Genomic DNA, 12,941 nt, shown 5'->3' with positions numbered 1-12,941 from the left:
AGTCAATGGGCGGGACTTGAAAACGCCGAAGAACGCGCTGCACCCTTGACGAGCCCGGCAGACGCCCCTAGCTTCGCCTCTCGTGAAACGATTCATCGCCGAGTCGTGACGGAGCCGAACGTGATCAGCAGAAGACGACTGTTGGGCACCACCGCAGGTACCGCCCTTGCCGCCACCATGGCCACAGGGACCACCGACGCCCAGGCCGCACCACGCGCCGACCATCGCACCCTCCGCGTCTCCCGGCCCACCGTGGAATACGTGAGCAACCCGCTGGGCCTCGACACGCCCCGGCCAAGGCTCAGTTGGCCGCTGGCGCCCGAGGGGCACGACCAGACGCAGAGCGCCTATCAGATCAGGGTGGCCACCCGGCCGGCCCGCCTGACCGCGCCGGACGTGTGGGACAGCGGCAAGGTCACGTCACCGGATTCGGTCCTCGTGCCCTACGCGGGACCGGAGTTGAAGGCCCGCACGCGCTACCACTGGCAGGTCCGGGTGTGGGACGGCGCGGGCCGCGTCGGCGCCTGGAGCGAGCCCGCCTGGTGGGAGACGGGCCTCACCGCGGCCTCCGACTGGACGGCACGCTGGATCGCCGCACCGGCGGCACTGGTCGGGGCGCCTTCCCTGGAGCGCGCTTCCTGGATCTGGTTCCCCGAGGGCGACCCCGCGAGCAGCGCCCCGGCCGCGACGCGCTGGTTCCGGGCCCGCGTCGAGGTCCCCTCCGGGGTGACACGGGCCCGCCTGGTCATGACGGCCGACGACGGGTTCACCGCCCACGTGAACGGCGTGCCCCTCGCCCATGCCGAGCCGGACGGGCCCGCGGAGAACTGGAAGCGCCCGGTCGTCGTGGAGACCCGGCTGGAGCCCGGAGTCGCGGTGATCGCCGTCGCCGCGACCAACGCGAGCGAGGGGCCGGCCGGCCTGCTCGGCCTGGTCGAGCTGACCACCCCGTCCGGTGTGCGCACCGTCGTGACCGACGCGTCCTGGAGGACCGTGGACGAGGAGCCTTCGGGCGACTGGCGTTCGGCCGGCTACGACGACGGCGCGTGGAAGCCGGCCAAGGTCCTCGCGCCCTGGGGCCAGGGCCCTTGGGGCAAGGTGGCGGCCGCCTGGTCCCCCGCCGCGCAGTTGCGCCGCGAGTTCCGCGTCCCGGCCGGGAAGACCGTCGTGCGGGCACGCCTGTACTCCTCGGCCCTCGGCCTCTACGACGCCCACCTCAACGGCGCCCGCGTGGGCGAGGACCGGCTCGCGCCCGGCTGGACCGACTACCGCGACCGGGTCCAGTACCAGACGTACGACGTGACGGACCGGCTCACCTCCGGCGCCAACGCACTCGCCGTGACGCTGGCGGCGGGCTGGTACGCGGGCAACGTCGCCTGGTTCGGGCCCCATCAGTACGGCGAACGCCCGGCCTTCATCGGCCAGTTGGAGGTGACCTACACCGACGGGTCGACGGACCGGGTGCTGTCCGGCTCCGGTTGGCGTGCGGCCACGGGGCCGGTCACCAGCGCGGATCTGATGTCGGGCGAGGACTACGACGCCCGCCTGGAGACACCGGGCTGGACACGGGCCGGGTTCGACGACGCCGGGTGGGCGGCCGTGGACGAGGTCCAGAAGGTGACGGCCGGGCTGGTCGCCCAGGTCGACGGCCCGGTCCGGGTGGAGCGCGAGGTGGCCGCCAAGAAGGTGACCGAGCCGAAGCCCGGCGTGTTCGTCTTCGACCTCGGCCAGAACATGGTGGGCGCCGTCCGCCTGCGCGTCCGGGGCGCGGCGGGGACCACGGTGCGGCTGCGGCACGCCGAGGTGCTGAACCCCGACGGCACGCTGTACACCGCGAACCTGCGCACGGCGCGGGCCACGGACACCTGCGTGCTCAAGGGCGGCGGCACCGAGACCTTCGAGCCGCGCTTCACCTTCCACGGGTTCCGGTACGTGGAGGTCACCGGCTTTCCCGGCCGGCCGCCGCTCGACGCGGTCACCGGCCGGGTGCTGCACACCTCGGCGCCGTTCACCATGTCCTTCAGGACCGACGTGCCCATGCTCAACCAACTGCACAGCAACATCACCTGGGGACAGCGCGGCAACTTCCTCTCCGTGCCCACCGACACCCCTGCCCGCGACGAACGGCTCGGCTGGACCGGCGACATCAACGTCTTCGCGCCGACGGCCGCCTACACCATGGAGTCGGCGCGGTTCCTCGCCAAGTGGCTGGACGACCTGCGCGACGGCCAGACGGCGGACGGCGCCTTCCCGAACGTGGCGCCGTACATGGACGTCGGCGTCGGCGCGGCGGGCTGGGGCGACGCCGGGGTGACCGTGCCGTGGGCGCTGTACCGGATGTACGGGGACGTACGGGTGCTGGAGCGGGCCTGGGCGTCGATGCTGAGGTGGCTGGACCATCTCAAGGCGCACAGCAGCGGGTACCTGCGGCCCGACGAGGGCTACGGGGACTGGCTGAACCTCCAGGACGAGACCCCGAAGGACGTCATCGGCACCGCGTACTTCGCGCACAGCGCCGACCTGGTCGCGCGGGCGGCCGAGGCGCTGGGCAAGGACCCGGAGCCCTACCGGACGCTCTTCGGACACGTCCGGGACGCCTTCCGGGCCGCGTACGTCACCGGGGGCGGCCGGGTGAAGGGGGACACGCAGACGGCGTACGTGCTGGCGCTGTCCATGGATCTGCTCGCCGAGGCGGACCGCGCCCCCGCCGCCACCCGCCTGGTCGAGCTGATCGAGGCGCGGGACTGGCACCTGTCCACCGGTTTCCTCGGCACCCCGAGGCTGCTGCCCGTGCTCACCGACACCGGGCACACGGATGTCGCCCACCGGCTGCTGGCCCAGCGCTCGTACCCGGGCTGGGGCTACCAGATCGACCGGGGCGCCACCACGATGTGGGAGCGCTGGGACTCCATCCGGCCGGACGGCACCTTCCAGGACGCCGGGATGAACTCCTTCAACCACTACGCGTACGGCTCGGTCGGCGAGTGGATGTACGCCCACATCACCGGGATCGCCCCCGCCGCGCCCGGCTTCCGGAAGATCCTGATCCGGCCCCGGCCGGGCGGCGGTGTGACCGAGGCGCACGGCCGTTTCGACTCGGTGTACGGACCGGTCTCCACGGACTGGACGACGGGCGCCGGGGGTTTCCGCCTCACCGTGTCCGTACCGCCCAACACCACCGCCGAGGTGTGGATACCCGAGGCCCGTGAGAAGGCCCACGCCGTGGGCGGCACCGCCGCTCTGCTGCGCCGGGAGGACGGCTGCGCCGTCTTCGCCGCGGGCTCGGGCACCCACCGCTTCAACGGCTGACCCACCATCCTCCAGAAGGGCTGCGCGATGACCACCAAGGACGCCGCCGGGGCCGAGCCTCGCGCGCGGGACGCCGTGAAGGCGGCACTGAGCACCCAGGCCGTCGAGACCCCGTCCTGGGCGTACGGCAACTCCGGCACGCGCTTCAAGGTCTTCGCGCAGCCCGGCGTACCCCGCACCCCCTTCGAGAAGCTGGACGACGCCGCCCGCGTGCACGCGCACACGGGTGTCGCGCCGGCCGTCGCGCTGCACATCCCGTGGGACCGGGTGGACGACTACGGCGCACTGGCCGCCCACGCCTCGAAGCTCGGTCTGCGGATCGGCGCGATCAACGCGAACGTGTTCCAGGACGACGACTACAAGCTCGGCTCGGTCACCAACCCGGACCCGGCGGTGCGCCGCAAGGCGGTCCGGCACCTGCTCGACTGCGTGGAGGTCATGGAGGCGACCGGGTCGCGGGACCTGAAGCTCTGGTTCTCCGACGGCACCAACTACCCCGGCCAGGACGACCTGCGCACCCGGCAGGACCGGCTCGCCGAGGCCCTCGGTACGGTCTACGACCGGCTGGGCGAGGGCCACCGGATGCTGCTGGAGTACAAGCTCTTCGAGCCCGCCTTCTACGCCACCGACGTACCGGACTGGGGCACGGCCTACGCCCACTGCCTCAAACTCGGCCCCAAGGCAAGGGTGGTGGTGGACACCGGGCACCACGCGCCCGGCACCAACATCGAGTTCATCGTCGCCACGCTGCTGCGGGAGGGACGGCTCGGCGGCTTCGACTTCAACTCCCGCTTCTACGCGGACGACGACCTGATGGCCGGCGCCGCCGACCCCTTCCAGTTGTTCCGCATCATGTACGAGGTGGTGCGCGGCGGCGGCCTGACCGCGGACGTGGCCTTCATGCTCGACCAGTGCCACAACATCGAGCCGAAGATCCCCGCGATCATCCGCTCGGTGATGAACGTCCAGGAGGCGACCGCCAAGGCCCTCCTCGTCGACACCGGGGCCCTGGCCGAGGCCCAGCGCACCGGGGACGTGCTCGCGGCCAACGGCGTCCTGATGGACGCGTTCGACACGGACGTACGGCCGCTGCTCGCCGAGCTGCGCGAGGAGGCGGGCCTCGACCCCGACCCGATGGGTGCCTACCGGCGCTCGGGCTGGCCGGAACGGATCGTGAAGGAACGGGTCGGCGGCGAGCAGGCGGGGTGGGGCGCATGACACGGCAGCCTCTCGTGGTGGACGAACTCCTGGAGCGGGCGCACCGTCTGGGAGCCGACCCGCGCAACACCAACTACGCGGGCGGCAACGCCTCCGCCAAGGGCACGGCCGTCGACCCGGTGACCGGTGACGACGTCGGCCTGATGTGGGTCAAGGGCTCGGGCGGCGACCTCGGCACCCTCACGGCCGAGGGCCTCGCCGTGCTGCGCCTGGACCGGCTGCGTGCGCTCGCCGGTGTGTATCCGGGGGTGGCCGGCGAGGACGGGATGGTCGCCGCCTTCGACCACTGCCTGCACGGCAGGGGCGGTGCCGCTCCGTCCATCGACACCGCGATGCACGCGCTGGTGGACGCGGCCCATGTGGACCATCTGCATCCGGATTCCGGCATCGCGCTCGCCTGCGCGGCGGACGGCGAGAAGCTGACCGCCGAGTGCTTCGGCGAGCAGGTCGTGTGGGTGCCGTGGCGGCGGCCCGGTTTCCAACTGGGGCTCGACATCGCCCGGGTGAAGGAGGACAACCCGCGGGCGATCGGGGTGATCCTGGGCGGGCACGGCATCACCGCCTGGGGCGACACCTCCGCCGAGTGCGAGCGCAACAGCCTGCACATCATCCGGACCGCCGAGGCCTTCCTCGCCGCCCGCGGCAAGGCGGAGCCCTTCGGCCCCCTCCTCGCGGAGTACACCGCGCTGGAACCGGAGGGGCGCCGGGAGCGGGCGGCCGCGCTGGCCCCCACCGTCCGCGCGCTCGCCTCCCAGGACCGGCCGCAGGTGGGGCACTTCGACGACTCGCCCGAGATCCTGGAGTTCCTGTCCCGCGCCGAGCACCCGAGGCTCGCCGCGCTCGGCACCTCCTGCCCGGACCACTTCCTGCGCACGAAGGTGCGGCCCCTCGTCCTCGACCTGCCGCCGGCCGCCCCGCTCGACGAGGTCCGGTCACGCCTGCGGGAACTGCACGCCGCCTACCGCGAGGAGTACGCGGCCTACTACGCGCGCCACGCGGGCCCCGGCTCCCCCGCGATGCGCGGCGCGGACCCGGCGATCGTCCTGATCCCGGGCGTCGGCATGTTCTCCTTCGGCCGGGACGAGCAGACCGCGCGCGTGGCGGGCGAGTTCTACCGCAACGCCGTGAACGTGATGCGCGGGGCCGAGGCCGTGTCGTCCTACGCGCCCATCGAGGAGCGGGAGAAGTTCCGGATCGAGTACTGGGAACTGGAGGAGGCCAAGCTGCGGCGGATGCCGAAGCCGCGCCCGCTGGCCACCCGGATCGCGCTGGTGACGGGCGCGGGCTCCGGCATCGGCCGGGCGATCGCGCACCGGCTGGCCGCCGAGGGCGCCTGTGTCGTGGTGGCCGACCTCAAGGGCGCGGACACGGTGGCCGACGAACTGGGCGGGCCCGACCGGGCTGTCCCGGTGACGGTGGACGTGACGAGCGAGGAGCAGATCGCCGACGCCTTCCGCGCCGCGGTGCTGGCCTTCGGCGGGGTGGACCTGGTCGTCAACTGCGCCGGGATCTCCCTGTCCAGGCCGCTGCTGGAGACGACGGTGCGGGACTGGGACCTCCAGCACGCCGTCATGGCCCGCGGCTCCTTCCTGGTGTCCCGCGAGGCGGCACGGGTGATGACCGAGCAGGGTCTGGGCGGCGACATCGTCTACATCGCGTCCAAGAACGCGGTGTTCGCGGGCCCGGACAACATCGCCTACTCCGCCGCCAAGGCCGACCAGGCCCATCAGGTGCGGCTTCTGGCGGCGGAGCTGGGTAAACACGGCATCCGGGTGAACGGGGTCAACCCGGACGGTGTGGTGCGCGGTTCCGGGATCTTCGCGGGCGGCTGGGGCGCGCAGCGCGCGGCGACCTACGGCATCGCGGAGGAGGAGCTGGGCGCGTTCTACGCCCGGCGGACCCTGCTGGGGCGCGAGGTGCTGCCCGAGCACGTGGCCAACGCGGTGTTCGCCCTGACCGGCGGGGACCTGACGCACACCACGGGTACGCACATCCCGGTCGACGCGGGTGTGGCGGCCGCGTTCCTGCGGTGAGCGCCGCGCGGAACGCGTACGCCGCCGTCGACCTCGGTGCCTCCAGCGGCCGTGTCATGGTGGGCCGGGTCGGGCCGGGCACGCTCCGGCTCACCGAGGTCCACCGCTTCCCGAACCGCCCGGTGCGGCTGCCCGGCGGGCTGCACTGGGACGTGCTCGGCCTGTACGCCGGTGTCCTCGACGGCCTGCGCGCGGCGGGGCGCGAGGCGCGGCTGACCTCGGTCGGCATCGACTCCTGGGCCGTCGACCACGGCCTGCTGGACGCCGACGGCGCCCTGCTCGGCAACCCGGTGCACTACCGGGACACCCGTACCGAGGGCGTCGCGGAACAGGTGTGGGAGAAGGTCCCGGCACCGGAGCTCTATGCGCGCACGGGGCTCCAGTACGCCCCTTTCAACACGCTCTACCAGCTTCTCGCCGCCCGGAACAGCGTCCAACTCCATTACGCGAGGCAGTTGTTGCTCATCCCGGACCTGCTGACGTACTGGCTGACGGGCACGCGCGGCACCGAGCTGACCAACGCCTCGACCACCCAGTTGATCGACCCGGGCACCCGTACCTGGTCGCACGAGGTGGCGGATCGGCTGGGCATCGACCTGACGCTCTTTCCCCCGCTGCGCCCACCGGGCGTCCCCGCCGGGCTTGTGCTGCCCTCCGTACTGCGGGAGACGGAGCTGACCGGCCCGCTGCCCGTGACCACGGTCGCCTCCCACGACACGGCCTCCGCCGTCGCCGCGGTCCCGGCCGCCGCCGGGGAACGGTTCGGTTACGTCTGCACCGGCACCTGGTCCCTGGCGGGGCTTGAGCTCGACGCCCCCGTGCTCACCGAGGAGAGCAGGCTGGCCAACTTCACCAACGAACTCGGCCTGGACTCCACCGTGCGCTATCTGCGCAACATCATGGGCCTGTGGCTGCTCCAGGAGTGCCTGCGCTCATGGGACGAGCCCGACCTCGGCCGGCTCCTCGACGCGGCGGCGGAGGCGGCACCGCTCCGCTCCGTCGTGGACGCGGGTGACCCGGAGTTCCTGGCACCCGGACGGATGCCGGAGCGGATCGCCGATGCCTGCGTGGCCACCGGACAGCCCGCGCCCGGGGACCGGGCGGCCACGGTCCGCTGCGTCCTGGACTCCCTCGCCCTGGCCCACCACCGGGCGATCGCGGACGCCCAGCGCCTCTCCGGGCGTTCCGTGGACGTGGTGCGCGTCGTCGGCGGGGGCGCGCGCAACTCCCTGCTGTGCCAGCTCACCGCCGACGCCTGCGGGCTGCCGGTCGTCGCGGGGCCCACCGAGGCGGCGGCCCTGGGCAACGTGCTGGTCCAGGCCCGCGCACACGGCGACACCGGCGGCTCCCTGGCCGACCTGCGCGCACTGGTGGCCCGCACCCAGCCGCTGAGACGGTACGAGCCGCGGGGCACGACGAGTGCGTGGCGGTCGGCCGGAAAGCGGCTGGGTACGGGCTGAGGTCAGACCCCGTTCGCTGTCACGGCCGAGGAGTAGACCAGCGCGACACGGTGGTTGTACTGGATGGTGTACATCTGCTTGGCCCCGATGACGACCGCCCCGGAGGAGAAGTAGTCGTCGGTGTTGACCGGCGGCCGGGTGGCCACATACGCCTGACCGGCGGGGACGGTGTAGTAGCTGAGCGCCGTCTGCGTGGAGGGGGACAGTCCCGCGGGGTACTCCGACGGGTCGGGGTAGCTGGAGCCGTAGACCGGGACCGGTGCGGTGCCCGCGGCGGAGACCAGGGTCACGCCGTACGCGGGCGTGGTGTTGGCGCCGTCCGGGTTGTGGAACCAGACCTTGGTGCCGCTGAACCAGATGGCGGTCCAGTCGCCTTCGATGCCGGCCACCACGAACTGCTGGCCCGCCTGCGCGGTGGAGCCCCAGTCGCTGATCCGGTCGGTGCCCTCGGCCCCCTTGTGGACGGCCTGGTCGCCGAAGAGCGGGGCGGTGTCGTCGGGCGCGGTGCGCAGGGGGACGAAGTTGGCGGCCTGCCGCTGTCCGGCGCAGGCGGGGGTGGCGCCGGTGGGGTCGTCGCCGGGGCAGATCTGCACGGTCTGCTGGTTGGCGGCGAAGCCGGGGGCGATCGTCACCGCCGAGCCGACCGGGCCGACCCCGTGCTCCCCGGTCACCGGGGCGCCGAGCAGGCTCATGAAGTGCTCCCAGTCCCAGCCGGTGCCCGGGTCCCAGTGCATGCCCGCGATCAGGCCGGAGCTGGGGCCGGCGACATCGTCGTGGCCGAGGATGTGCTCACGGTCCAGCGGTATGCCGAAGCGGTCGGAGAGGTACCGCACCAGGGACGCCGTGGCCTGGTACTGCGCCTCGGTGTACCAGGCGTCGCCGTGCGCGGCGTAGCCCTCGTGCTCGATGCCGATGGAGTGCAGGTTCGTCGAGTAGTTGCCCGCGTGGTAGGCGACGTCCTTGGTGGGCACCATCTGCGTCACCGCGCCGTCCGAGGACCGCACCACATAGTGCGCGGAGCTGCCGCCCGGGGTCTGGAAGGTCGAGATGGCGGACTGGTACGACGACTCGGTGTCGTGGATGACGATCGTGTCGACGCGGACGCCGTTGGCGGGCCGGTTGGAGACCTGGCCGTTGGAGGCCGCAGCCGGGACGAAGGTGCAGGCGACGTCCGTCGGGCACTCGGTCGCGGTGGCCGTCGCGGCGCCGGCCACCTGCGCCTTCGCGGGGCGGACGTCGCTGTCGGCGGCCATCGACACGCGTTGCCCGTCCGAGGTGGTGCGGGCGGCGCCGGTGCGGAGGGTGGTGTAGACGCGGTCGGCGAACGCCGTGGCGGTCCCCTTGCGCGCGGAGCCGCTGTAGCGGGCCACCGCGCCGTACCACTGGCCGGGGTCCGACGACAGGCCGCCGCTCACGGTCTTCTGGTAGGAGGCGAGCAGCGCGGCGCCGCCCGCGATGTTGGCGGCCGGGTCCTCACGCAGCTCGGCCGGTGACAGCCCGGTGAGCCCGGCCGCCGCCCGCAGGGTGTGCAGGGCGGGGTCCTGCGCCATGTGGGCGAGGTCGGACCGGCCCACGGCTCCGGCCGGACCACTCGCGAGCATCGCCGGGGTGACGTCGGTGAGGTGCATCGGGCCGTAGCCGCCGCTGGTGCTCATCCGGCCGGCGTGGGCGTCCCACGCCGACTCCTGGTACGCCACGGCGAGCAACACCTGGGCAGGGACGTGGTACTTGGCGGCGGCGGCCGCGAAGGCGTGCTGTCGCGCGCCGGGCCCTGACGGCTCGGCGGTCACCGCCTGCGCGGTCGTGGGCACCAGGCCGGTCAGGGCTCCCGCGGTGAGCGCGGTCGCGGCGGCCAGGCCGAGCAGCCGATTCCGTACGACAGGCTTCCGGGACGCGTTGTCCGGCGTTCTTTCGGTCTTCATTTGTTTCCGTACTCCATGGCAACCGGGAAAGGATAAAGAGGCATTCGTCATCGCATTGCCGCGCTTCATTTCGGAGCGTCAAATCCTTTACGTAACACAGGCGTTCGAACCGTATGGCTAATGCACTCAGTTGCGCAACCAGCCCTCCGCCCCGCGGGACGAGGGCCGGCGCCGTCCTGCCGGCATCACCCGAACACCGGGCCCTCTCGGCATGAACCAGCCGGTCAGGCTAGGTTTTGCCCATGGCTCCACCCTCACGGCAGACGTCCGTACCGTCACCCACCGGAGCACCGGACACCGGTCAGGACGGGCTGATCAGAGTCCGGGGCGCCGACGAGCACAATCTGCGGCACGTGGATGTGGACGTACCCCGCGACCAGGTCGTGGCGTTCACCGGGGTTTCGGGGTCCGGCAAATCGTCGCTCGCGTTCGCCACCATCTACGCCGAGGCCCAGCAGCGCTACTTGGAATCCGTCGCGCCGTACGCCAGAAGGCTGATCGACCAGGGCTCTGCGCCCAGGGTCGGCGCGATCACCGGACTGCCGCCCGCCGTCGCCCTGCGCCAGCAGCACAGCGGGGGCAGCACCCGATCGACGGTGGGCACCGTGAGCCGGGTGTCGAACGTGCTCCGCATGCTGTACTCCCGCGCCGGTACCTACCCGGCCGGCCGCACCCCCGAGGATCTGGCGGGCACGTTCCCCCGCGACGCCGCGCCGCTGGACTCGGACAGCTTCTCGCCGAACACCGCCGTGGGCGCGTGCCCGACCTGCTCCGGCCTGGGCCGCCTGCACACCGTCGACGAGGCCAAGCTCGTCGGCGACGACTCCCTGAGCATCCGGGAGGGCGCGATCGCCGCGTGGCCGGGCGCCTGGCAGGGCAAGAACTACCGGGACATCCTGGCCGAGCTGGGCGTGGACATCGACGCGCCCTTCCGTACGCTGCCCGCCGCCCGCCGGGAGTGGCTGCTGACCACCGACGAGCAGCCGACGGTCACGGTGCACCCGGTCCGTGACGCGCACCGGGTCGCGCGCTCGTACCAGGGCACGTACATGAGCCCCCGCAAATGGGTGATGCACACCTTCGCCACCTCCAAGGCGGCCCATCTGCGGGCGAAGGCCGCCTCGTTCATGGCCGAGGAGATCTGCCCGACCTGTCACGGCAAACGGCTCAACCCGGAGGCGCTGGCGGTGACCATCGCCGGGCAGGACATCTCGGTCGCCACCTCGATGCCCCTGGCCCAGCTCTCGGCCTTCCTGGACACCGCCCGCGACCACCCCGACACCCTGGCTCTGCCGGCCGAGCGCAGGCAGGCCGCACACGCGCTGATCGGCGGCCTCCAGGAGCAGCTCCGCACGCTGACCGACCTGGGCCTGGGCTACCTCGCCACCGGACGCGCGACCTCGACCCTCTCCAGCGGCGAGCTGCAACGGCTGCACATGGCCACCCAGCTCCGCAGCGGCCTGTTCGGGGTGCTGTACGTGCTGGACGAGCCCTCGGCCGGTCTGCACGCCGCCGACACGGAACTGCTGCTCAACGCGCTGGGGCGGCTCAAGGGGGCCGGGAACAGCGTCTTCGTGGTGGAGCACAACGCGCAGGTGCTCGCCTCGGCCGACTGGATCGTCGACATGGGACCGGGCGCCGGACGCCACGGCGGGCAGGTCCTCTACAACGGGCCGGCCGAAGGACTGCACGAGGCGTCCGCGTCGGTGACCGCCCGGTACCTCCCGCTGGACGCGCCCGCCGTGCCCGGTCCGAAGCAGCCGCGCCGGCCCGAGGGGTGGCTGCGCCTGCACGGCGTCACCGGCCACAACCTCCGTGACCTGGACGCGAGTTTCCCGCTCGGCACACTGACCGCGGTCACCGGCGTGTCCGGGTCCGGGAAGTCGACGCTGGTGCGGCGCGCCCTGGCGGAGACGGTCCGCGATCATCTGCACGCCGACGACACCGCGGAGGACATCGCCCGCGCCCCCGCCTCGGTGGAGAACGCCGACGAGGAGGAGGCGGGGGTGCCGGTGTGGGACCTGGTGGAGGACCGGGTGACGGTGCGCTGCAGCACCGGACTCGAGCACATCGACCGCCTGGTGGTCGTGGACCAGAAGCCCATCGGGCGCACCCCGCGCTCGAACCTCGCCACCTACACCGGCCTCTTCGACAGCGTCCGCAAGCTGTTCGCCGCCCAGCCGACCGCGCGCGAACTCGGCTACACCGCGAGCCGGTTCTCCTTCAACGTGACACAGGGGCGCTGTCCGCACTGCCTGGGCGACGGAGTCGTCAGCATCGAACTCCTCTTCCTGCCCACGGAGACCTCCCCCTGCCCGGTGTGCGAGGGCGCCCGGTACAACCCCGGCACGCTGATGGTGCGTTACCGCGACAGGACCATCGCGGACGTGCTGGCGATGAGCGTGGAGGAGGCGCACGAGTTCCTGGCCGACGTGGGGCCCGCCGCCCGCATCCTCAAGCTGCTCTCCGACATCGGCCTCGGCTACCTGACGCTGGGTCAGAGCGCCACGACGCTGTCCGGCGGAGAGGCCCAGCGCATCAAGCTGGTGAGCGAACTGCACCGGGCACCACGCGGCCACAGCCTGTACCTGCTGGACGAGCCGACCACGGGGCTGCACCCGGCGGACGTGGACCTGCTGATCGGGCAGTTGCAGCGCCTGGTGGACGCCGGGAACTCGGTCGTGGTGGTGGAGCACGACCTGCGCACCGTCGCCGCCGCGGACTGGGTCCTGGACCTCGGTCCGGGCGCGGGCGACGACGGTGGCCGCATCGTCGCCGAGGGCAGCCCCCGGGAGGTCGCCTCGGCGGGCGGAACCCCGACCGCCGACCACCTGGCCCGCCGCCTGATCCCCTGATCAGCGGGCTCCTACAACGTCCACATTTGTCGGCATATCCGATGATTGTCGGTAGCATGGATACGGCCGTAGTCGCGCGAGCATCGACACGTGCCCGTACGGCTGCCAACCGAGGGGTGCGGGCAGGACGCTCCCCGACACGGA

6 protein-coding genes are annotated in these 12,941 nt (G+C 72.5%); 5 read left to right on the top strand and 1 reads right to left on the bottom strand.

Going from position 1 to position 12,941, the window contains the following annotated elements:
* The first annotated feature begins 120 nt into the window (after positions 1-120).
* Genes HEK131_RS13310 through HEK131_RS13295 form a run of 4 tightly spaced genes read left to right on the top strand, consistent with a single transcriptional unit; the run spans position 121 to position 8,020 of the window.
* Positions 121-3,309, top strand: coding sequence for an alpha-L-rhamnosidase (locus HEK131_RS13310; protein WP_244335193.1), 3,189 nt, complete (start codon positions 121-123; stop codon positions 3,307-3,309).
* 27 nt (positions 3,310-3,336) lie between these two features.
* Positions 3,337-4,527: an L-rhamnose isomerase gene (gene rhaI, locus HEK131_RS13305; RefSeq protein ID WP_244335191.1), complete on the top strand. Its 1,191-nt coding sequence runs from the start codon at positions 3,337-3,339 to the stop codon at positions 4,525-4,527.
* Entirely contained in the window at positions 4,524-6,560 is a 2,037-nt protein-coding gene (locus tag HEK131_RS13300) for a bifunctional aldolase/short-chain dehydrogenase (RefSeq protein WP_244335189.1), read from the top strand. Before rhaI ends, HEK131_RS13300 begins: the two co-directional genes overlap by 4 nt.
* Entirely contained in the window at positions 6,557-8,020 is a 1,464-nt protein-coding gene (locus HEK131_RS13295; RefSeq protein WP_432215627.1) for a rhamnulokinase, read from the top strand. The genes HEK131_RS13300 and HEK131_RS13295 overlap by 4 nt, the downstream gene beginning before the upstream one ends.
* A gap of 2 nt (positions 8,021-8,022) precedes the next feature.
* Here the strand turns inward: HEK131_RS13295 and HEK131_RS13290 are convergent, their stop codons facing one another.
* Positions 8,023-9,942, bottom strand: a complete 1,920-nt coding sequence (locus tag HEK131_RS13290) for an N-acetylmuramoyl-L-alanine amidase (RefSeq protein ID WP_244335188.1) — start codon at positions 9,940-9,942, stop codon at positions 8,023-8,025.
* Positions 9,943-10,184: 242 nt separating this feature from the next.
* Here HEK131_RS13290 and HEK131_RS13285 point away from each other — a divergent pair, with 242 nt between their 5' ends.
* Entirely contained in the window at positions 10,185-12,797 is a 2,613-nt protein-coding gene (locus HEK131_RS13285) for an excinuclease ABC subunit UvrA (RefSeq protein WP_244335187.1), read from the top strand.
* Positions 12,798-12,941: the final 144 nt, after the last annotated feature.

Origin of the sequence: Streptomyces seoulensis (assembly GCF_022846655.1) — a bacterium.
Classification (GTDB): domain Bacteria; phylum Actinomycetota; class Actinomycetes; order Streptomycetales; family Streptomycetaceae; genus Streptomyces.
Note: the sequence above shows the minus strand (reverse complement) of the source record. Positions and strands in the feature narration are given on the sequence as shown.

Excerpts from the sequence above, each read along its gene's own strand:
- HEK131_RS13285 (WP_244335187.1), top strand. The coding sequence starts at position 10,185 with ATGGCTCCACCCTCACGGCAGACGTCCGTACCGTCACCCACCGGAGCA.
- rhaI (WP_244335191.1), top strand. The coding sequence starts at position 3,337 with ATGACCACCAAGGACGCCGCCGGGGCCGAGCCTCGCGCGCGGGACGCC.
- HEK131_RS13290 (WP_244335188.1), bottom strand. The coding sequence starts at position 9,942 with ATGAAGACCGAAAGAACGCCGGACAACGCGTCCCGGAAGCCTGTCGTA.
- HEK131_RS13300 (WP_244335189.1), top strand. The coding sequence starts at position 4,524 with ATGACACGGCAGCCTCTCGTGGTGGACGAACTCCTGGAGCGGGCGCAC.